At 69.4% G+C, this 20,749-nt stretch carries 20 protein-coding genes; 16 read left to right on the top strand and 4 right to left on the bottom strand.

Annotation, left to right across the window (positions count from 1 at the left end):
* The first annotated feature begins 221 nt into the window (after positions 1 to 221).
* From G4D86_RS01685 to G4D86_RS01660, 6 genes are all read left to right on the top strand, one after another.
* Complete coding sequence (locus G4D86_RS01685) at positions 222 to 1,490, top strand: CCA tRNA nucleotidyltransferase (RefSeq protein ID WP_163989367.1); 1,269 nt, start codon at positions 222 to 224, stop codon at positions 1,488 to 1,490.
* A 122-nt stretch (positions 1,491 to 1,612) separates the two neighbouring features.
* Entirely contained in the window at positions 1,613 to 2,659 is a 1,047-nt protein-coding gene (mnmA, locus tag G4D86_RS01680; protein WP_163988653.1) for a tRNA 2-thiouridine(34) synthase MnmA, read from the top strand.
* 28 nt (positions 2,660 to 2,687) lie between these two features.
* The gene (locus G4D86_RS01675; protein WP_163988651.1) at positions 2,688 to 3,470 is read left to right on the top strand and encodes a hypothetical protein; all 783 of its coding nucleotides are present in this window, start codon (positions 2,688 to 2,690) and stop codon (positions 3,468 to 3,470) included.
* A 75-nt stretch (positions 3,471 to 3,545) separates the two neighbouring features.
* Positions 3,546 to 3,986 (top strand): integration host factor subunit beta, encoded by a 441-nt coding sequence (locus tag G4D86_RS01670; RefSeq protein WP_163988649.1) that lies wholly within the window; start codon positions 3,546 to 3,548, stop codon positions 3,984 to 3,986.
* Between the two features lie 134 nt (positions 3,987 to 4,120).
* On the top strand, positions 4,121 to 5,041 hold the full coding sequence (locus G4D86_RS01665; protein ID WP_163988647.1) for an SPOR domain-containing protein: 921 nt from the start codon (positions 4,121 to 4,123) through the stop codon (positions 5,039 to 5,041).
* A gap of 27 nt (positions 5,042 to 5,068) precedes the next feature.
* Positions 5,069 to 5,431 (top strand): cupin domain-containing protein, encoded by a 363-nt coding sequence (locus G4D86_RS01660; RefSeq protein WP_163988645.1) that lies wholly within the window; start codon positions 5,069 to 5,071, stop codon positions 5,429 to 5,431.
* A gap of 27 nt (positions 5,432 to 5,458) precedes the next feature.
* Here G4D86_RS01660 and G4D86_RS01655 read toward each other — a convergent pair whose 3' ends face one another.
* Positions 5,459 to 6,097 carry a hypothetical protein gene (locus tag G4D86_RS01655; RefSeq protein WP_163988643.1) on the bottom strand — a complete coding sequence of 213 codons (639 nt, stop codon included), beginning with the start codon at positions 6,095 to 6,097 and terminating at the stop codon, positions 5,459 to 5,461.
* A gap of 93 nt (positions 6,098 to 6,190) precedes the next feature.
* Here G4D86_RS01655 and G4D86_RS01650 point away from each other — a divergent pair, with 93 nt between their 5' ends.
* The 9 genes from G4D86_RS01650 (at position 6,191) to G4D86_RS01610 (ending at position 15,823) form a co-directional block, all read left to right on the top strand.
* Positions 6,191 to 6,370, top strand: coding sequence for a ribbon-helix-helix domain-containing protein (locus G4D86_RS01650; protein ID WP_163988641.1), 180 nt, complete (start codon positions 6,191 to 6,193; stop codon positions 6,368 to 6,370).
* A 14-nt stretch (positions 6,371 to 6,384) separates the two neighbouring features.
* The gene (locus G4D86_RS01645) at positions 6,385 to 7,344 is read left to right on the top strand and encodes a UDP-glucuronic acid decarboxylase family protein (protein WP_163988639.1); all 960 of its coding nucleotides are present in this window, start codon (positions 6,385 to 6,387) and stop codon (positions 7,342 to 7,344) included.
* A 78-nt stretch (positions 7,345 to 7,422) separates the two neighbouring features.
* Positions 7,423 to 8,367: an NAD-dependent epimerase/dehydratase family protein gene (locus G4D86_RS01640; protein ID WP_163988638.1), complete on the top strand. Its 945-nt coding sequence runs from the start codon at positions 7,423 to 7,425 to the stop codon at positions 8,365 to 8,367.
* Positions 8,368 to 8,650: 283 nt separating this feature from the next.
* Complete coding sequence (gene lepA / locus G4D86_RS01635; RefSeq protein ID WP_163988636.1) at positions 8,651 to 10,462, top strand: translation elongation factor 4; 1,812 nt, start codon at positions 8,651 to 8,653, stop codon at positions 10,460 to 10,462.
* A 3-nt stretch (positions 10,463 to 10,465) separates the two neighbouring features.
* On the top strand, positions 10,466 to 11,728 hold the full coding sequence (gene lepB, locus G4D86_RS01630; protein WP_163988633.1) for a signal peptidase I: 1,263 nt from the start codon (positions 10,466 to 10,468) through the stop codon (positions 11,726 to 11,728).
* An 85-nt stretch (positions 11,729 to 11,813) separates the two neighbouring features.
* Positions 11,814 to 12,707: an aspartate carbamoyltransferase catalytic subunit gene (locus G4D86_RS01625; RefSeq protein WP_163988631.1), complete on the top strand. Its 894-nt coding sequence runs from the start codon at positions 11,814 to 11,816 to the stop codon at positions 12,705 to 12,707.
* The gene (locus tag G4D86_RS01620) at positions 12,704 to 14,017 is read left to right on the top strand and encodes a dihydroorotase (RefSeq protein WP_163988629.1); all 1,314 of its coding nucleotides are present in this window, start codon (positions 12,704 to 12,706) and stop codon (positions 14,015 to 14,017) included. Before G4D86_RS01625 ends, G4D86_RS01620 begins: the two co-directional genes overlap by 4 nt.
* Entirely contained in the window at positions 14,017 to 15,141 is a 1,125-nt protein-coding gene (carA, locus tag G4D86_RS01615; protein WP_163988627.1) for a glutamine-hydrolyzing carbamoyl-phosphate synthase small subunit, read from the top strand. The genes G4D86_RS01620 and carA overlap by 1 nt, the downstream gene beginning before the upstream one ends.
* A gap of 16 nt (positions 15,142 to 15,157) precedes the next feature.
* Positions 15,158 to 15,823, top strand: a complete 666-nt coding sequence (locus G4D86_RS01610; protein WP_163989366.1) for a DUF7986 domain-containing protein — start codon at positions 15,158 to 15,160, stop codon at positions 15,821 to 15,823.
* Between the two features lie 58 nt (positions 15,824 to 15,881).
* Here G4D86_RS01610 and pyk read toward each other — a convergent pair whose 3' ends face one another.
* The 3 genes from pyk to G4D86_RS01595 form a co-directional block, all read right to left on the bottom strand.
* Positions 15,882 to 17,282 carry a pyruvate kinase gene (pyk, locus tag G4D86_RS01605; protein ID WP_163988625.1) on the bottom strand — a complete coding sequence of 467 codons (1,401 nt, stop codon included), beginning with the start codon at positions 17,280 to 17,282 and terminating at the stop codon, positions 15,882 to 15,884.
* A gap of 226 nt (positions 17,283 to 17,508) precedes the next feature.
* Complete coding sequence (locus G4D86_RS01600; protein WP_205519426.1) at positions 17,509 to 18,309, bottom strand: bifunctional nuclease family protein; 801 nt, start codon at positions 18,307 to 18,309, stop codon at positions 17,509 to 17,511.
* A gap of 108 nt (positions 18,310 to 18,417) precedes the next feature.
* A complete protein-coding gene (locus G4D86_RS01595) occupies positions 18,418 to 18,795 on the bottom strand; it encodes a hypothetical protein (RefSeq protein ID WP_205519425.1) in 378 nt (125 codons plus the stop codon).
* 83 nt (positions 18,796 to 18,878) lie between these two features.
* On the opposite strand from G4D86_RS01595, the gene G4D86_RS01590 reads away from it, so the two are divergent.
* Positions 18,879 to 20,699, top strand: coding sequence for an AMP-dependent synthetase/ligase (locus G4D86_RS01590; protein WP_163988621.1), 1,821 nt, complete (start codon positions 18,879 to 18,881; stop codon positions 20,697 to 20,699).
* Positions 20,700 to 20,749 lie beyond the last annotated feature (50 nt).

The raw sequence follows: 20,749 nt of genomic DNA, 5'->3' as shown, positions 1-20,749 counted from the left end.
CGGGCACCCTCCACAACGGTGGGCCGCGTCGCTCGCATGGACATATCTGGCCGCGCCTCCGCCCGGTCTGGGGTCCACGCACCGGCCGCCTGTGCGCACGAGCGCCGTTCACCCACCAGGGCCAGGAATCGCCTCCCCTCCATTGCCTGCAATGGCAATGAATGCCCTCGGGGGTGAGCGGGCTTGGATTGCGCGAGGCCCGCCGCTACAACGCGGAATCGATGATCGCCAACCTCCACAACGCCGACATTCCCAAGCCCGTGCTCGAAGTCATCGCCCGGCTGCGCGAGCTGGGCCATGCCGTGTACCTCGTCGGCGGCTGCGTCCGGGACATGGTGCGCAAGGTCCACCCGAAGGACTTCGACGTGGCGACCAGCGCGCTGCCCGAGGAGGTCCAGCGCGCCTTCCGCAAGGTCATCCCCACCGGCATCCAGCACGGCACCGTCACCGTCGTGCAGGGCGGCACCCACGTGGAGGTGACGACGTTCCGCTCCGAGGGCGACTACCACGACGGGCGCCGGCCCAGCTCCGTCGCCTTCGAGAGCGACATCGTCAAGGACCTGTCCCGCCGCGACTTCACCATGAACGCCATGGCGTACAACCCGGTGGACCGCGAGCTGGTGGACCCCTTCGGTGGACAGGACGACCTCAAGGCCCAGCTCATCCGGTGCGTGGGGTCGGCGCAGGAGCGCTTCTCCGAGGACGGGCTCCGCTCCCTTCGCGCCGTGCGTTTCGCCGCGGTGCTGGGCTTCTCCCTGGACCCGGCGACCCGTGACGCCATTCCCACCACGCTCTCCGTCTTCCGGAAGGTGGCCTTCGAGCGCATCCACGACGAGCTGGTGAAGTTGCTCAACACCCCCCGCGCCGAGCTGGGACTGGCGCTGCTCGCGGACACCGGCCTGCTGGACGTGTTCCTCCCCGAGCTGGCCCGTGCCGACGCGGAGGCCGCGCGTCAGGCTCGCGCCGCCGTGCAGGCCGCGCCCGTCGACGTGGAGGTCCGCATGGCCGTGCTGCTCGCGGACCTCGTGGACCGCCCCCAGGCCCGTGACATCGGCCTGCGCCTCAAGTTCCCCAACAAGACCGCCGACAACATCGCGCTCCTCGTGGAGCACGCGAAGCTGGAGGCGAGGGTCGGGGACTCCGACCCCGCGCTGCGCAGGCTCCTGGCCCGCGTGGGCCTGCCCCAGCTTCCGCACCTGATTGCCGTGGCCCGTGCCCGCGTCGGCGTCCGCGCTCCGGACCGGCTGCCGGAGGTCGAGGCGCTCTTCGCGCGGCTGGAGGCGCTCGCCGCGGCGAAGCCTCCGCTGAGCGCGAAGGAATTGGCCCTCACGGGCGGCGACATCATGGCCACCCTGGGCGTCGGGCCTTCGCCCATCGTCGGCGAGGCCACGCGGTTCCTCATGGAGTCCGTGCTCGATGACCCGGCCCTGAACACGGCGGAGACGCTGAAGACCCGGCTCAAGGACTGGCACGCCAAGAGCGCGCGCTGAGCGCTGGTGGGGCAGGGGAGCGGCCTGCCCACCCCATGCCCCTCTGGTGCGTGTCGGGAAAGGGGCCTCTCGGGCGTCCTCCCGCGTGCGCCGGGGCGTCCGGGCGTGTAGGAAGGAGCACCATGCGAGTCGTCGTTGCCATGAGCGGCGGGGTGGATTCCTCGGCCGCGGCCGCCCTGCTCAAGGAGCAGGGCCATGAGGTCATCGGCATCACCCTGCGCGTCTGGTCCTACGAGGGCAAGGCGAAGTGCGGGAGTTGCTGCAGCCCGGATGACATCGATGACGCCCGGGCCGTGGCCCAGACGCTGGGGATTCCCTTCTACGTGGCCAACGCGGAGGAGATCTTCCAGGACCGCGTCATCAACCCGTTCGTCCAGTCCTACCTCGGGGGCCGCACTCCCATCCCCTGCGTCGCCTGCAACCGCGACGTGAAGTTCAACTTCCTGCTCAAGCGCGCCCGTGCGCTCGGCGCCCGCCTGGCCACCGGCCACTACGCCCGCGTCGAGGAGGCGGATGGCCGCTACGTCCTGCGCCGCGCCGTCGATGCCGCGAAGGACCAGAGCTACTTCCTCTTCACGCTCGGCCAGGACGAGCTGCGCGACATCGTCTTCCCCGTGGGCCACATGACGAAGGCCGAGGTGCGCGCCGTCGCCGAGCGCCATGGGCTCGTCACCAGCCACAAGCCGGAGAGCATGGAGATCTGCTTCGTGCCCGACGGCGACTACGCCGGCTTCGTGGAGAAGGTCGCCGGGCCGCAGCCCTCGGGCGAGATTGTGGACACCGAGGGCCAGGTGCTCGGCACGCACCAGGGCATCCACCGCTTCACCGTGGGCCAGCGCAAGGGGCTCAACCTGGGCGGCGGCGAGGTGCGCTACGTGCAGCGCCTGGAGCCGGACACGCACCGCGTCGTCGTGGGCCCCGCCGAGGGCACCGGCCGTGACAAGTTCGGCCTCCTCCAGCCCCACTGGGTGGACGGGCCGCCCCCACCCGAGCAGGCCGTGGAGGTCCGCATCCGCCACCGCCACGCCGGGGCTCCGGGCCGTGTGCACGTGTCGCCGCACGGGCTCGTCTCCGTGAAGCTGGACGCTCCCGCGCGCGCCGTCACGCCGGGACAGGCCGCGGTGGTCTACCATCAGGACCGTGTGCTCGGCGGTGGTTGGATCGTCTGACCCCGCGCCGCTGAGGAGGGTGCCGGATATGGCGCAGCGCCTCGTAAGATGCCTGCTCGCGGCCGCCGCCCTGGGCCTCGCCGTAGGGTGCAAGGAGCGCTCGGACAAGCCCATCGCCGGGCTGCTGGCCGCGGGCGCACCGGTGCTGCGCACGGTGGGCAAGGAGAAGCTCCCCGTCGCCGTGGGCGCCCAGCTCCTCCCGGATGAGCAGCTCACCGCCACCGGCCCCGCGGTGCTCGAGTACTTCGGCGGTGGCCTGCGCTTCCTGGAGGACGGCGACACGCTGGAGGTGGGCGACGCCGACGAGGCGAAGCTCCACGGCGTCAACCTGCCGTCCCGCCGCTGGGAGGACGGGGAGGTGCAGGGGGCGCCCCGCGCGCTGCGCATCGTCGCCGCGCGCTATACCAACGTGCAGGTGACGCCTGCGTCCGCGCAGCAGGAACAGGGCGACTACAGCTCCGCGCAGTACTTCGTGGCCTTCTTCACGCCCAACGGCCTGAGCAACCTGGGCTCGGACACGGCGAAGCAGGACGGACCGCGTCAGCCGCTGCCCCCGCCGCCCATGCGTCCGCGCGTACCTTTCATCCACGCGGGGGCCCTGGGCGAGGGCGGGCTGGTGGCCACCGTGGAGGATGGCTTCGCCGTGGCCGAGACGGACGACCTGGCCACCGCCGTACTGTTGGAGGACCGAGAGGTGCCCCTGGGCCGCACCGTGCGCCTCCTGATTCCAGACGGCGCGGAGGTGGTGCTGCGCTCTGGGGACGGCAAGGAAACAGAGGTGGCGGGCCCCGCCGACCTCCGTCTCCGCTAGCCCTGGAGGGAGGGGTGGTTTGTCCTCGCGGGCCCTGCTTCTGTAGAGTCCCTCGTCCCTCCAGAGAGGTGTGCGATGACGAGGAGTGAGCTCATCGAGCGCATCGTGGTGCGTGCCCCGCACGTCCCCCGGCGTGAGGTGGAGGCCATCGTTCACGCCGTCTTCGACTGCATGTGCAAGGCGCTCGTGGCCGGCAAGCGCATCGAGCTGCGCGGCTTCGGCGTCTTCTCCGTCCGCAGCCGCCGCGCGCGCACGGGCCGCAACCCGAAGACGGGGCAGAGCGTCTCCGTGCCCGAGCGCCGGACGCTGTCCTTCGCCGCCGGCAAGGAGCTGCGCGAGCGGCTCAACATGCCGCCCACCGCCACGGCGGCCGCGCCCGTCCCGGTGGCCGCGCCGGTGTCGGTGGCCGCGCCCGTCCCGGTGGCCGCGCCGGTGCCCCTCGCGCCGTCGCCCGCGGAGCCGCCCGGCCCGCTCGCTCCCTCGCCTCCGGCGCCACCCGCGTTCGCCACGGGTTGACAGCGGCCGGGGAACGCCTTCCGCGAATTTGACCGGCCCGGAGGTGGGGCGTACCTTGCCCTCCATGCCGACGCTACAGGCCGCAACACGGATTCGTGTGGCCCGCTGCGTCCGCGCCCGAGGATTCCCAAGCCATGCGTGACGCCCACCGGATGAAGGAGAAGTTCGACGTCTCCCTGGACAACCGGCAAATCGTCAGCCTGCTGATTGCCGGCATCGTCGTCATGGGCGCCGTCTTCGTGCTGGGCGTCGTCGTCGGCAAGAAGCTGGCGGGCAATGTCCAGACGGCCTCCGCGCCGGACCTGCTCTCCGCGCTGGACGCCAACGCGCAGGCGCTCCAGGACGTGCAGCAGAAGGACGCGCCGCTCACCTTCCAGGACGAGCTGACGAAGAAGGCCGCCTCCGAGCACGTGGCCGTCGCCGTCGCACCGAAGCCTGGCCCGAAGCCCGTCGCGCCCGCGGAGAAGCCCGCCGCCGCGAAGCCGGCCGAGACGACCACCGCCGAGCGCCCGAAGCTGGCCCCCACGCCGGACCCCGACACGGGCGAGCTGCCCCCGGAGGAGCCCGAGGAGTCGGAGACCGTCGTCGCCGCCGAGGCCCCCACCGCGCCGACCCCCGTCGCCGTGGCCCCGAAGCCCGAGCCCGTGAAGCCCGAGCCCGTGAAGCCCGAGCCCGCCAGGGCCGAGGTCAAGGCGGTGCCGGTGTCGGGCAAGGTGGAAGCCGCGGCCGTCCCCACGCGCACCACGAACAAGGAAGGTGGGGGCTTGAAGGAGGCCATCGCACGCGCCGCGCAGCCGCCGGACCAGGCCGTGAAGGGCGGCGCCTTCACCCTGCAGCTCTCCGCCTTTCAGGACCGCCAGGAGGCCGACCGCTTCGCCGCTCGGTTGCGCGACAGGGGCTATGCCCCCTATATCCTGACGGCCGAGGTGCCCGGGAAGGGCACGTGGTATCGCGTCCGCATGGGCAGCTTCGCGTCCAAGGATGCGGCCAGCCGATATCTGTCAGACTTCAAGCGTGAGACCCAGCTCGACGCCTTCGTGGCCGGCACGAACTAGAGCGGGGCGAGGAAGACGGTAAGCATCATGACGACGACGAGGCGGGTGGAGAAGCCCTGGGGCCACGAGCTCATCTGGGCCCACACCGAGCGGTACGTGGGCAAGCTGCTGCACGTGAAGCAGGGCCACAAGCTCAGCCTGCAGTTCCACAACCAGAAGGACGAGACCATCCACGTCCAGAGCGGCAAGCTGCTCTTCGTCGTCGATGAAGGCCAGGGGCTCATCGAGAAGGAGATGAACCCCGGCGAGAGCTACCACATCAAGCCGCTCACCAAGCACCGCATGGTGGCGCTGACCGACTGCGACATCCTCGAGGTCAGCACCCCGGAGCTGGATGATGTGGTGCGGCTGGAGGACTCGTACGGCCGCACCGGCACCAGCAAGCCGTAGTCGCTCCTGGCGCGCGCGGCCGGCGTCCTACTCGCTGGCCGCGTTGTTGGGATTGCGGGTCCACTTGTCCACCGTCCCGTCCCCGTCCAGGTCCTCGCCGATGCGGTCCACCTGGCCGCCCTCCCAGTACTCCCAGTAGTCCACCTTGCCGTCGGCGTTGGTGTCGCGCTCCTTCCGCACCAGCGTGCCGCCCTCGTAGAAGGTGAAGCTGTCCGCGCGGCCGTCGCCGTTGATGTCCCGCTCCCGGCGCGTGTTGACGCCCTTCTCGAAGAAGTAGGTGGCGTCCACCTTGCCGTCGTAGTCCAGGTCCAGCGTCTCGCGCGTCTGCTCGCCATTGGCGTCGAAGTAGCGCGTCAGGTCCACGCGGCCGTCCCAGTTGAGGTCCAGCTCCTGGCGCACCTTGCGGTCGCCCCCGGCGCTGTCGCCCGTGCCCGGGTCCTTCACCGTGTACGTCCACACGTCCGGTTTCCCGTCGCCGTTGACGTCCTGCTCCTGCACCCGCTCGTCACCCGAGCGCTCCGGCTGGATGGGCTCCGCCTGCGTCCGGGCCGCGTCCCGGGCCCCCGGGGCCCCCTCCCCGCGCTCCGCCGACTTGCCGCCCGCGCAGCCGGCCAGGGGAGTCACGGCCAGAAAACCCAGGAAAAACAAGCTCTTGCTGTGTGACATGCGGGACTCCGGTGTGACGGAGCGGCGGGGCCTCGCCGCGTGCACGAGAGGCTTTCGCGCGACACGTCACTTCATATATTTTCACATATCGCCATGGCCCGAAAGAAAGTCAGCACCACCATCTACATCACTCCGGAGCAGAACGAGCTCCTCAAGGCGCTGAACCAGAAGACGAAGGTGCCCGTGGCCGAGTACATCCGCCAGGGCATCGATCTGGTACTCGAGAAGTACAAGGCCCAGCTCCCGGGTCAGGTGACCTTCGACGAGCTGTGAGAGAGAGGCGTGACGTGAAGAGCTTTCGTGGGAAGCGGGTGGTGGTCCTCGGCGGTGCGGGCTTCGTGGGTTCGCACCTGTGCGAGCGGATCCTGGATGACGGCGCGGCGTCGGTGGTGGCGGTGGACAACCTCATCACCGGGAGCGAGCGCAACCTCACCACCCTCAACGGGCGCCAGGGCTTCGAGTACGTGAAGGCGGACATCATCGAGGGGATTCCGGTGAAGGGCCCCATCGACTACGTGTTCAACATGGCGTCGCCCGCGTCGCCCATCGACTACGCGGAGCTGCCGCTGGAGACCTTGCGCGTGGGCTCCATCGGCACGGAGAACGGGCTGAAGCTGGCCGAGGCGAACAAGGCCGTCTTCCTGATGGCCTCCACGTCCGAGGTCTACGGAGATCCGCTCGTCCACCCGCAGCGCGAGGACTACTGGGGCAACGTGAATCCCATCGGTCCGCGCTCGGTGTACGACGAGGCGAAGCGCTACTCGGAGGCGATCACCGCCGCCTACGGCCGCAGCCGCGGCGTGCAGGTGCGCATCGTGCGCATCTTCAACACCTACGGCCCGCGCATGCGCCTCAACGACGGCCGCGTGGTGCCGGCCTTCGTGGGCCAGGCGCTCAAGGGCGAGGACTTCACCGTCTTCGGCGACGGCAGCCAGACGCGCTCGTTCTGCTACGTGAAGGACCTGGTGGACGGGCTGGTGCGGCTGATGCTCTCGGACGAGCCGAACCCGGTGAACATCGGCAACCCGCGCGAGATGACCATCCGCCAGTTCGCGGAGGCCGTGCGCGTGGCGGCGGGCGGCGGCGGGAAGATCATCGAGAAGCCGCTGCCCAAGGATGATCCGAAGCAGCGCCAGCCGGACATCACCCGCGCCCGCACGCTGCTGGGGTGGGAGCCGAAGGTGCCCCTGGAAGAAGGTCTGAAGGAGACCATTGCCTATTTCCGAGAGGTTGCCGGTAGGGCATGAACGCCCTAGTTTCGCGGCGTCAATGACATTGCGGATCTGTAGATATTTCGGCCACACGGTCGGGTGGCGGGAGGAAGCGTGAAAGTCCTGGTGACAGGTGGTGCGGGCTTCATCGGCTCACACGTGTGCGATGAGTTCCTGCGAGATGGGCACGAGGTCATCGCCCTGGATGATCTGTCTGGCGGCAAGCGGGAGAACCTGGACCCGCGCGTGCGCCTGGCGGTGCATGACATCCGCAGCCGCGAGGCCGCGGAGCTCATCAAGGCCGAGAAACCGCAGGTGCTCTGCCACCTGGCCGCGCAGATGGACGTGCGCCGCAGCGTGGACGACCCGGGCTTCGACGCGGATGTGAACATCCGTGGCTTCCTGAACCTCCTGGAGGCCGCCCGCGTCTCCGGGGTGAAGAAGGTCATCTTCAGCTCCACGGGCGGCGCCATCTACGGCGAGCAGGACGTGTTCCCCGCGCCGGAAGGCCACCCGACGCGGCCGTTGTCCCCGTACGGCGTCTCCAAGGCGGCGGGCGAGCTGTACCTCGGCTACTACCGCGCGCAGTACGGCCTGCCGTACGTCGCCCTGCGGTACGCCAACGTGTACGGCCCGCGGCAGAACCCGCACGGCGAGGCCGGCGTGGTGGCCATCTTCAGCCAGCGGCTGATCGCCGGCCAGGCCTGCACCATCTTCGGCGAGGGCAAGCAGACGCGTGACTTCGTCTTCGGCCCGGACGTGGCCCGCGCCAACCGGCTCGCCTTCGAGAAGGACTACGTGGGCGCCATCAACATCGGCACCGGCGTGGAGACGGACATCAACCGCCTCTTCTCGCTGCTGGCCGAGGGCGCTGGCTCCACCGCCACCGCGGCGCACGCCCCGGGCAAGCCCGGCGAGCAGCTGCGCTCCTGCATCGACAACGCCCTGGCGAAGAAGGTGCTCGGTTGGGAGCCCACCGTGGACATCCGCGAGGGCCTGCGCCGCACCATCGCCTTCTTCCGCGAGAAGGCCGGTACCCCCTCGCGCGTCCACGGCTGAGGAGGGCCGGGGCGCCCTTGCGCGTCCCGTCCCGTGTGTCATCCGGCCGGCTGCGCTGCCCGCGCCGCCGGCTGTTTTGTCGAGGCAGCCCGGCCCCTCCCGTGTGCCTGGCCCGTGACGGGGCCGAGGCCGGGTGGGGGAGGGGCCCCCGGGCGGGCGCTACAGGTGTCCCGGGAACAAACGTGCTCCCCTGACGGGTTGCTCGGGCTGCGGGCGGTCGCGCGTAGATTTTCGCGCGGTTCGGTGTTACTCACGCCCGCTTCTTCCGACGAGCGCCCCGAACATGCCGGCTGAAAACGCGCACATCCGCAACTTCTGCATCATCGCCCATATCGACCATGGAAAGTCGACGCTGGCCGACCGTCTCCTCGACAAGACGGGGACGCTGACCAAGCGTGAGGCGCAGGCCCAGTTCCTCGACAACATGGACATCGAGCGCGAACGGGGCATCACCATCAAGGCCCAGTCCGTGCGGATGAACTACACCGCCAAGGACGGCAAGCAGTACGTCCTCAACCTCATCGACACGCCGGGACACGTCGACTTCGCCTACGAGGTCAGCCGCAGCCTGGCCGCGTGCGAGGGCGCGCTCCTGGTGGTGGACGCGTCGCAGGGCGTGGAGGCCCAGACGCTGGCCAACGTCTACATGGCGTTGGACCACGACCTGGAAATCATCCCGGTCATCAACAAGATCGACCTGCCCAGCGCGGACGTGGCGCGCACGCGCTCCGAGATTGAAGACGTCATCGGCATCGACGCGTCCATCGCGGTGCCGGCCTCCGCCAAGGAGGGCATCGGCATCGAGGAGATCCTCGAGTCCGTGGTGGCGCGCGTGCCGCCCCCGAGCGGCGCGCCGGATGCGCCCCTCAAGGCCCTCATCTTCGACTCCTGGTACGACAACTACCGGGGCGTGGTGACGCTGGTGCGTGTGCTGGAAGGCACGCTCAAGCTGAAGCAGAAGATCAAGCTCTTCAGCAACAACAAGGTCTTCGAGGTGCAGGAGCTGGGCGTGTTCAGCCCGTTCTCCCGCCCGGTGCAGCAGCTGATGGCCGGCGAGGTGGGCGTGCTCGTCGCCAACGTGAAGGAGCTGCAGGACGCCAAGGTGGGCGACACCGTCACCGAGGAGGCCCGTCCCACGGACGCGCCGTTCCCCGGCTTCAAGGAAGTCAAGCCGATGGTGTTCTCCGGCATCTTCCCGGTGGACTCCGCGGAGTACGAGAACCTGCGCGACGCGCTGGCGAAGCTGACGCTCAACGACTCCGCCTTCACCTACGAGCCCGAGTCCTCCACCGCGCTCGGCTTCGGTTTCCGCTGCGGCTACCTGGGCCTGCTGCACATGGAGATCGTCCAGGAGCGCCTGGAGCGCGAGTACAACCTGAACCTCATCACCACCGCGCCCAGCGTGGTGTACCGCATCACCACCAGCAAGGGTGACGTGATGCTGGTGGACAACCCGGCCAAGCTGCCGCCGGTGCAGAACATCGAGAAGTTCGAGGAGCCCCTCCTCACCTGCCACATCCACGTCCCCAACGACCACCTGGGCGCCATCCTCAAGCTGTGCCAGGACCGGCGCGGTGTGCAGAAGGACATCAAGTACCTGGGCAGCAGCGGCCAGCGCGTGCAGGTGACGTACGCGATGCCGCTCGCCGAGGTGGTGTTCGACTTCTTCGACAAGCTCAAGAGCGTGTCGCGCGGCTACGCCAGCCTCGACTACGAGCTGGCCGGGTACATGGAGTCCGACCTGGCCCGCCTGGACATCCTCATCAACGGGGAGCCGGTGGACGCCCTCAGCGTCATCGTGCACCGCGAGCGCGCGTACCTGCGCGGCCGCGAGGTGTGCCAGAAGCTGAAGGAGGTCATCCCGAAGCAGATGTACGAGGTGGCCATCCAGGCGGCCATCGGCGCGAAGATCATCTCGCGTGAGACCATCTCCGCCATGCGCAAGAACGTTCTGGCCAAGTGCTACGGTGGCGATATCAGCCGCAAGCGCAAGCTCCTGGAGAAGCAGAAGGAGGGCAAGAAGCGTATGAAGCAGGTGGGCACGGTGGAGATCCCGCAGGAAGCCTTCCTCGCGGTCCTCAAGACGGAGCAGTAGCGCATGAACGCGGCCAGTCCCTCGGCAACCCCCACGCCTCCCGTGAAGCTCGCCGCGGCGATGGCCGCCCGCCGCACGCCGGAGCAGCTTCGCGCCCGCCGCCAGCTCATGTGGCGCGAGCTGCTCACCAGCCTCTGGGCCCCGCTGTGCATCATCGGCCTGGCCTTCGTGCCCTACACCATCCTCATCGAGTTCGCGCCCGCCGCCGCCGCGTGGGCGCAGCCGCTGATGAAGGGGCTGGGGCTCCTGATGGTGGCCTACTTCGTCGTGTTGCTGGTGTGGCGCAACGTGTCTCCGAAGGAGAAGGCGCTGCGCGGGCTGCGCCACGAAGCGCAGGAGCTCATCTCCGAGAACGAGCGCATCCTCCAGAAGCCGCACGTGCGGGAGAAGCTTGCCGCGCAGGTGCCCGAGCGCATTACCGACCAGGCGCTGCGCGTGGAGACGGCCTCCATCGAGGGCAACGCGGAGCGGATGCGCCAGGAGCTCAAGGGGCTGGAAGAGCTGACGGCCCAGCACCTGGGCGCGTACCGCAAGCAGTCCGCCATGGACTTCGTGGGCGGCTTCGGCAAGGCGCTGCTCATCGCCCTGGTCATCCGCACCTTCATCGTGGAGCCGTACCGGATTCCGTCCGGCTCCATGCTCCCCACGCTGCAGATTGGCGACCAGGTCTTCGTCAACAAGTTCATCTACGGGGTGCGCGTCCCCTTCGCCAACGTGGTGCCGTTCGTCATCGTCCGGCCCCCGGAGCGCGGGGACGTCATCGTCTTCAACAACCCCGTGGACGAGTCCAAGGACTACATCAAGCGCGTGGTGGGCATCCCCGGTGACACCGTGGAAGTCATCGACGGCGTCATCCACCTCAACGGCCAGCCGCAGGCGCGCAAGGCCGTGTCCACCGACTACGTCGTCCACAACATCACCGACGACGGCCGCTGGTACGACCAGTCCGAGGCGCTGTTCGAGGAGAACCTGTCCGGGGTGACGCACGCCGCGCTGCAGACGCTGTCGCAGATGCCCGCGCGCGAGGGGCCCTACACGGTGCCTCCGGGCCACGTCTTCGTCATGGGCGACAACCGCGACAACAGCGCGGACAGCCGCCACGGCCTCGGCGTCACCGGGCGCGGCAAGGTGGAGTACGTGCCCTACGGCCACATCAAGGGCAAGGCCATGGTGGTGTGGCTGTCGCTGGGCTTCGAGGGCCTGTTCCACGGCCTCTTCGGCGGCACCGGCCTGCGGGTGGACCGCTTCTTCGAGCCGGTCCGCTGAAGCACACCGCGGGGGCAGCCAGGCCGGCGCTCCACGCACGGTGCTTGACGCGCCGTGCGGCCCGGGGTACGCGGCGCCCCCGGCCATGAGACACCTCCTCGGAATCGAAGGCTGGCGCCGGGACGAGCTGGAGTCACTGCTCGACCGCGCACGAGCGCACCTGCCCGCAGGGCCGGACGGCACGAACATCCTGCGTGGGAAGGTGGTGGCGAACCTCTTCTTCGAGGACTCCACCCGCACCCGCACCTCGTTCCACATGGCCGCCAAGGGCCTGGGCGCGAGCGTGATGAACTGGACCCAGACGGGCTCCTCCGTCTCCAAGGGCGAGACGCTCCTGGACACCGCGCGCAACATCGAGGCGACGGGGCCCACCGTCATCGTCATGCGGCACAAGTCCTCGGGCGCGCCGCACCTGGTGGCCAGGCACGTGCGCTGCGCCGTCATCAACGCGGGCGACGGCACTCACGAGCACCCCTCCCAGGCGCTGCTGGACGCCTTCACGCTGCGCCAGCGCTGGGGCTCGCTGGACGGGCGCACCGTGCTGATTGTCGGCGACGTCATGCACAGCCGGGTGGCGCGCTCCAACCTCCTGTGCCTCAAGGCGCTGGGCGCGCGCGTGGTGCTGTGTGCCCCGCCCACGCTGATGCCGCAGGGCCTGGAGGCGATGGGCGCGGAGGTGACGCACAACCTGGACGCGGTGCTGCCGCAGGCGGACGCCGTCATGTGCTTGCGCCTGCAGCTGGAGCGGCAGACGGAGAACTTCCTGCCCTCCACGCGCGAGTACTCGCGCCTGTTCGGCATCAACGCGGCCCGCGAGGAGCGGATGAAGGAGGGCGCGGTGGTGATGCACCCCGGCCCCATCAACCGCGGCGTGGAGATTGCCCCCTCGGTGGCGGACGGGGCCCGCAGCGTCATCCTGGAGCAGGTGTCCAACGGCGTGGCCGTGCGGCGGGCCATCCTGGAGGTGTGCGCGTCATGAGCTCCACGGTGCTCTTCCGGCGGGGGCGCGTCATCGACCCGCGCAACGGTGTGGACGGCGTGCGCGACGTGCTGGTGCGCGACGGCAAGGTGGTGGAGGTGTCCGAGGCCCCGCTGCCCGTGCCCTCGGGCGCCGAGGTCGTCGATGCCAGCGGGAAGTGGGTGGTGCCGGGCTTCATCGACCTGCACGTCCACCTGCGCGAGCCGGGCGAGGAGGGGAAGGAGACCGTCCTCACCGGCTGCCGTGCGGCGGTGGCGGGCGGCTTCACCGCCGTGGTGGCCATGCCCAACACCAAGGTGGTCAACGACAACGGCATGGTGACGGAGCTGGTGCTGTCCCGCGCCCGCGCCGCCAACCTCTGCCACGTCTACCCGGCCGGGGCGATTACCAAGGGCCTCAAGGGCGAGGAGATGGCGGAGATGGGCGAGCTGGTGTCCGCCGGCTGCGTGGCCATCACCGACGACGGGCGCCCGGTGATGAACGCGGCGCTGATGCGGCGCGCGCTCCAGTACTCCACCCAGTTCGACGTCCCCATCATGGTCCACGAGGAGGACCTGACGCTGTCCGCCGGCGGCGCCATGCACGAGGGCCCCACGTCCACGCGGCTGGGCCTGCGCGGCATTCCCGCCTCGGCGGAGGTGGCCATGGTGGCGAGAGACCTGGTGTTGCTGGAGGAGACGGGCGCCCGGCTGCACCTGGCCCACGTGTCCTGCGAGGGCAGCGTGCGCCTCATCCGCGAGGCGAAGCGCCGCGGCCTGCGGGTGACGTCGGAAGTGACGCCGCACCACCTCATCCTGGATGACCGCGCGGTGGGCGACTACGACACCCACGCGAAGATGGCGCCACCCCTGCGCTCCAACCGGGACGTGGAGGCGCTGCGCGAGGCCATCGCCGACGGCACGGTGGAGGCCATCGCCACGGACCACGCGCCGCACGGCGTGCTCGACAAGCAGGTGGAGTTCGAGAAGGGCATCAACGGCATCGTCGGGCTGGAGACGGCCCTGGGGCTGACGCTGGAATTGGTCCACGCGGGCGTGCTCACCGCGAAGCGGGCGGTGGAGCTGCTGTCGCACGGGCCGGCCAGAGCGTTCGGCCTGCCAGGCGGTCACCTGGCCCCCGGGGCACCGGCGGACGTCACGGTGGTGGACCCTTCGGAGGAGTGGACGGTGGACGCCCACCGGTTCTATTCCCGCAGCCGGAATACCCCCTTCCACGGACGCAAGCAGAAGGGGCGTGTGGTGCAGACGTGGGTCGGCGGTCGGAAGGTGTTCGAGAACGGCCAGGTTGGCCCGAGCAAGGAGTCGCGGTGATGACGAAGCGGGCAGTGCTCGCGCTGGCGGATGGCACCACCTTCGAGGGCCGCGCCTTTGGCGCGGTCGGCGAGACGGTGGGCGAGGTGGTCTTCAACACGACCATGTACGGCTACCAGGAGGTCCTCACGGATCCCTCCTACGTCGGGCAGATCGTCACCATGGCGTACCCGGAGATTGGCAACGTCGGTGCCAACCCGGAGGACGAGGAGGGCTCCAAGGTCCACGCGGTGGGCATGGTGGTGCGCGCCCTCACGGAGCAGCCGTCCAACTGGCGCGCGAAGGAGTCGCTCGACGCGTACCTGAAGCGCAACAACGTCGCCGGCATCGAGGGCATCGACACCCGCCGCCTGGTGCGCCACCTGCGCACGCACGGCGCGCAGATGGGCGTCATCTCCAGCGAGGGGCTCACCCCCCAGGCCCTGGTGGAGCGCGCCCGCGCCGCGCGCGGCATGGAGGGCCTGGACCTGGCCACCGGCGTGTCCACGAAGGCGCCGTACACCTTCACCACGCCTTCTCCGGATGTGTTCACCGGCATCGGGGAGAAGGTCCCCGAGAAGACGCTCCACTTCGACGTGGTTGCGTACGACTACGGCCTGAAGAAGTCGATGCTCCACTTCCTGGTGGACCAGGGCTGCCGCGTGACGGTGGTGCCCTCCAACACCACGGCGGACGAGGTGCTGGCGCGCAAGCCGCACGGCGTCTTCCTGGCCAACGGCCCCGGTGACCCGGCGGCGGTGAAGGGCGCGGACCGCACGGTGGCGGCGCTGCTGGGCAAGGTGCCGGTGTTCGGTATCTGCCTTGGCCATCAGATCATGGCCCTGGCGCTGGGCGGCCGGACGTACAAGATGAAGTTCGGACACCGCGGTGGAAACCAGCCCGTGAAGGACCTGACGACCGGCAAGGTCGAAATCACCGCGCAGAACCACGGCTTCGCCGTGGACGACGCCAGCCTCAAGGGGCTGGCCGTCGTCACGCACATCAACCTCAACGATGGCACGGTGGAGGGCCTGGCCGTCCCGGACGCGCGGGCCTTCAGCGTGCAGTACCACCCCGAGGCCTCGCCCGGCCCGCATGACGCACGCTATCTCTTCGGCCGGTTCGCGAAGCTGATGGCGGGGTAGGATGGCAGACCGCCCTATGGACTCGCCGCTGTCACCGCTCTCGTATCAGCCGTACCTGGATCAGCTCATCGCCTTCGGCAGCCAGGAGCCCCGCAAGGAGGACCTCCTCGCCGCCAAGGCCGACTACTTCCGCCTGACGGGAGAGGTGTTCGAGGACGACAAGCTGTTCGAGCTGAGGATGGCGTCCTTCCTCGACTACTACCTCTACGACCGCGTCTCGCCGCTCACCGGCAAGACGCCGGCCGCGGAGCTGTACGAGCAGCGTCTGGCCAACGCGCCGCCCGAGGAGGCCAACGCCTTCCGCAGCTTCACCGAAACGGTCCACGGCCTCTTCGAGGTCCGGAAGCTGGGCAAGGGCGAGGTCCGCCTGCGCGAGCTGTACTCCGGCAAGGACTTCGACGTGACGGAGCGCCGCCACATCGCCGGCCTGGAGACGGGGGACATCATCGAGGCCCGCCTCATCCCCTTCGGCGGCCACCTGCTGTTCTCCTCCGCCTTCTGCTACCACCCGCGCGTGGCCGTGAAGCCCATCAAGGCCGAGGTGAAGCGCCGGAAGAAGAAGGAGCCGGAGCGCACGCCCAACGAGCTCGTCTGGGAGTGCGCCCGCCGCGCCCTCAACGTGGAGCGCTACCGCCAGCTCCCCGTCGAGAAGCTCTACGACTTCGAGCAGAAGGTGCTCTGAGAAGTCTCCCGTCCCCGGGCCCGCGTCGCGCGGCCCGGGGAGGGCAGGGCGTTCCGCCTCAGACGCGGTGGATGCTCATGAGGTTGGTGTTGCCCGGCACGTTGAGCGGTACGCCGGCCACCACCACCACGGGCGTGCCCACCTTGCAGATGCCCGCCTCGCGGCACAGCTTGCGCACCTGCCGGAGCATGGCGTCCGTGGACGTCACCCGGCCCACCTGGTGCCCCGTCACGCCCCAGTAGAGTGACATCCGGTTCACCGTGTCCTCGCTCGGCGTGAGGGCGACGATGCGCGCGTGGGGCCGGAACTCGGAGATGAGGCGCGCGGTGTGCCCGCTCTCCGTGTAGGCCACAATCGTCTCGATGTTGAGCTGCGTGGCCGCGGCGACGGCGGCCGCCGCGACGCCCGTTCCCATGTCTTCCGAGCGCTCGAAGGGGGAGTGGTGCTGGTGCCGCACCACGCCGCGCTCCGTCTCCTCGACGATGCGCGCCATGGTGGCCGCGGCGTCGACGGGGTAGCGGCCCGCCGCCGTCTCGCCCGACAGCATCACCGCGTCCGCGCCGTCGAGAATCGCGTTGGCGACGTCCGACACCTCGGCGCGCGTGGGCCTCGGGTTGTTCACCATGCTCTCCAGCATCTCCGTGGCGACGATGACGAGGCCGCCCCTGCGGTTCACCTCGCGCACCATGCGCTTCTGGATGGCAGGCAGCTGCTCCAGCGGCATCTCCACGCCCAGGTCGCCGCGCGCCACCATGATGCCGTCCGCCGCCTCGGCGATGGACTCCAGCTGGTCCACGGCCTGGGGCTTTTCGATCTTCGCGATGAGCGGGGTCTTGAGCTTCTTCACGTGCTCGCGCGCCTTGTGGATGTCCGCCGCGGAGCGCACGAAGGACAGCGCCACGTAGTCCACGCCCACCTCCTGGCCGAACGCCAGGTCGTCCACGTCCTTGCGAGTAATCGTGGGCACGGACATGGGCGAGCCCGGCAGGTTCAGCCCCTTCTTGTCCTTCAGCAGCCCACCCACCTCCACCTTGCAGGTGACGTCCGGGCCCTGGACTTTCAGCACCCGCAGGCGCACCCGCCCGTCGTCCAGGAGGATGTCATCCCCGCGCACCACGTCCTTCACCAGCGACTTGATGGGGGTGGGAATGATGGAGCCATGGCCCATGACGGCACGCGTCGTCACCGTCACCGTCTGGCCGGCCTTCACCGTGAGCTGTCCGTCCTGGAACTTCCCGAGACGGATCTTGGGCCCCTGGATGTCCTGGAGGATGGCCACTGGCATGCGCAGGCGCTTCGCCACCTTGCGGATGATGGCGACCCGCTGGCGGTGCTCCTCGTGCGTCCCGTGGGAGAAGTTCAGCCGCGCCACATTCATGCCCGCGCGGATGAGCCCCTCGATGACCTCAGGTGTGTCCGAGGCGGGTCCGAGCGTACAGATGATCTTCGCCTTGCGCATATGCGCGGGCATCCTAGGCGTCCGGGGGGCCGGCTTGACAGCCTGACGCTCGCGGGACAATTCTTCGGCCACGCGCGAGGCGCCCACCCAGCAGGCGGGCCCTCGCGAATCTATTTGTGCTCTCGACGTTTGAGAGAGAAAGCCCGGCTTCCCTGGGAGGGGGGGCCGGGCTTTCTTGCGTCGTGTGGCTGGCTTCCGTTGCGTGCGGGGCGGGGGCCCGTCCAGTCTAGAGGTCGATCTGCTTGCCCGTGCCCTGCGGCGTGAGGGCCGGGTGGCCCTTCGGCTGGGCGTCCATGTCCATGTCGAGCGGCGTCTGCTGCTGGCCCGGGTCGGGCGCGCCAGGCATGCCGGGCAGGGGCATGGGCGCGTCCTCGTCCTGGTCCATGCCGCCCTGGCCGCTGCCGCCCACGCCGGGGGCGCCCTGCATGCCCTCAATCTCGTCGCGGCTGATGCCGGCGAGCGTCAGCACCTTGCGGGTGACGCGGATGCGGGCGTGGCTGGTGAGCGCCATGGCGATGGAGTCCGAGGGGCGCGCGTCCAGGGTCATCTTCCGCTTGCCCTGCTCCAGGAAGACGCGGCCGGAGTAGACGTTGTCGCGCAGGTCATCGATGCGGACCTCGGTGACGCGGCCGCCGAGCTGCTTCACCACGTCGTCGAGCAAATCCTGGGCGAGCGGCTGGGGCGGCTCGCGTTCGGCCAGCCGGAAGGCGATGGAGACGGCCGAGGCCTCGTCCACGAAGACGGGCAGGACGATGTCGCGGTCCTTGGTCGTCAGCACGACGGCGTGCGTCTGCGCCTCCACCAGCGGCACCACGTCCTGCACCTCGAGCTCCACGAGCTCGGCGCAGGCCTTGGGGTCGTCCCCATGGTCGGTGATGCAGGGCTGCTGCGGGTCGCTCGCCGCCGGAACAGATGCCGCAATCGCACCGGTTGAACTGAATGCAGGCAGGAGCAGGAGCCCTCCCAGCGCCAGGACCACTGCGGAGAGAGGTGCAACGAAGAGGGTGGCGCGGTTGGGCGTTTTCACACCTCTAAGCTACGCACCCGGTACCCCCTCGGGAGGGCGCCGCTCCGGGCGCGACCTTCCGTGTGGGACAACGCCGCCCCCCGGGCTGGGGGGCAGGCGGGCGAGCTTTCAGGTGCGGTCGTCGTCTTCTTCGTCGTCGTCGTAGTCCTCTTCGTCGTCGACGTCCTCGTCCTCATCTTCGTCGAGCTCGTCGTCCTCCTCGGACTCCTCCTCGTCCTCGTCGTCCTCCTCGTCGTCGAGGGTGTCCTCCACGTCGACGGACTCGAGCGTCATGGACACGGCGAACTTCTTGTCGAGCGCGGCAATCTGCGCCCGCATCTCCGTGAGCGCGGCGACGAAGTCCTCCGTCAAGTTGGCGGGCGCCTTCGCGTCGCAGTGAGGGCAGACGATCTTCTCCGTCCCCTCGATGAGATCCTGGGCGTCCAGCTCGAAGCTCGCCTCGCACTTCTGGCAGGTGAAGTCGATGCTCATGGTCGGGCGCGGCATACAAAGCACTCCATCCAGCTGTCAACGTCGGAGACGCGCGACGCTGCTGGCGGGGCCGGGTGGGCATCCGTTACCTTCCGCCCATGGAACTACCGAAGACCGTCGTTCACGCACTCCACGACCGGGCCACCCAGCTGGAGCAGCAGCCGGCCCTCTGGAAGCTCCAGGGGGGCGCCTATGTGCCCACCTCCTGGGCGGACTACGCGCAGAGGGTCCGTCGCTTCGCCCTGGGCCTCCACGCCCTGGGCTTCGGCGCCGGGCAGCCGGTGGGCATCCTCGGCTTCAACCGCGAGGAGTGGCACGTGGCGGACCTGGGCACCATCGCCATGGGCGGGGTGCCGGTGGGCCTGTACACCACCAGCTCGCTGGATCAGCTCGAGTACATCCTCGGACACTGTGAGGCCACCGTCCTCGTGGTGGAGAACGAGAAGCACCTGCGCACCGGCCTGGCCCTGCGCCAGAAGCTGCCCGCGCTGCGCCACCTCATCGTCATCGACCCGCCGGCCGTGCTGCCCGAGGGTGTGCTGACGTACGCGGACGTCATGTCCAAGGGCACCGGGGTGGACGAGGGGCCGTACTGGGACAGCGTCAACGCGCTCAAGCCCGAGCAGATGGGCACCCTCATCTACACCTCCGGCACCACCGGCCACCCCAAGGGGGTGATGCTGAGTCACCACAACCTGGTGTGGACGGCGAACCAGCTCAAGGAGTCGGTGGAGTTCGGGAAGAACAACGTGCCGTCGCTCATCTCCTACCTGCCGCTGTCCCACATCGCCGAGCAGATCATCTCCCTGCACTGTCCGCTGCTGATGGGCATCCAGGTGTACTTCGCCCAGTCGGTGGACAAGATGCCGGACGCCCTGAAGGAGCTGCGGCCCACCTTCTTCTTCGGCGTGCCCCGCGTGTGGGAGAAGTTCAAGGTGAAGGCGGAGGCGGGGCTGAACTCGCAGCCGCCCATGAAGCGGCGGCTGGTGGACTGGGCCCGCGGCGTGGCCATGGAGCGCAACACCCGCGCCATGCGCCACGAGCGCATCCCCGTGCTGATGGAGGGCAAGTACCAGCTGGCGAAGAAGCTCGTCTTCGCGCCGCTCAAGGCCCGCATCGGCATGGACCGGGTGGAGTTCTTCGCCACCGCGGCGGCACCCATCGGCCGGGACGTGCTGGACTTCTTCGCGTCCATCGACATCGTCATCCACGAGGTGTGGGGCATGACGGAGGTGACGGGCCCGGGCACGGTGAATACCGAGGACGCCACGCGGCTGGGCACGGTGGGCCGGGCGATGCTGGGCGTGGAGCTGCGCATCGCCGAGGACGGCGAAATCCTCGTGCGCGGCGGCAACGTCTGCATGGGCTACTACAAGAACCCGGCAGCCACCGCGGAGCTGCTGGAGGACGGATGGCTGCACACCGGTGACGTGGGCCAGCTGGACGCGGAGGGCTTCGTCCACATCACCGGCCGCAAGAAGGAAATCATCGTCACCTCCGGCGGGAAGAAGACGGCCCCGAGCAACATCGAGGAGCTGCTGAAGGCGCTTCCGGGCGTGGGCCACGCGCTGGTGATTGGGGAGCGGCGCAACTACCTCGTGGCCCTGCTGGCGCTGGAGACCGACAAGGCGCTCGTCCTGGCGAAGGAGAAGGGCTGGCCCACGGACCTGGCCACGCTCTCCGAGGACAAGCGACTGCACGAGTTCCTCCAGCAGGCCATTGAGCGCGAGGTCAACCCGAAGCTGGCCCGCTTCGAGACCATCAAGCGCTTCGCCGTGCTGAAGACGGAGTTCTCCCTGGAGGGCGGCGAGCTGACGCCCAAGCTGAGCGTGCGCCGCAAGGTGGTGGAGGAGAAGTACGCCGCCCTCATCGAGTCGCTCTACGCCGAGTCCAAGCACGGCGCCGAGGCCCACGGCTGAGGCCGTCCGGGCCCTCTGGAGGGCCCGCAAAAGCGAAGGGGCGGGGAACC

Source organism: Pyxidicoccus caerfyrddinensis (assembly GCF_010894405.1).
Lineage (GTDB): Bacteria > Myxococcota > Myxococcia > Myxococcales > Myxococcaceae > Myxococcus > Myxococcus caerfyrddinensis.
Note: the sequence above shows the minus strand (reverse complement) of the source record. Positions and strands in the feature narration are given on the sequence as shown.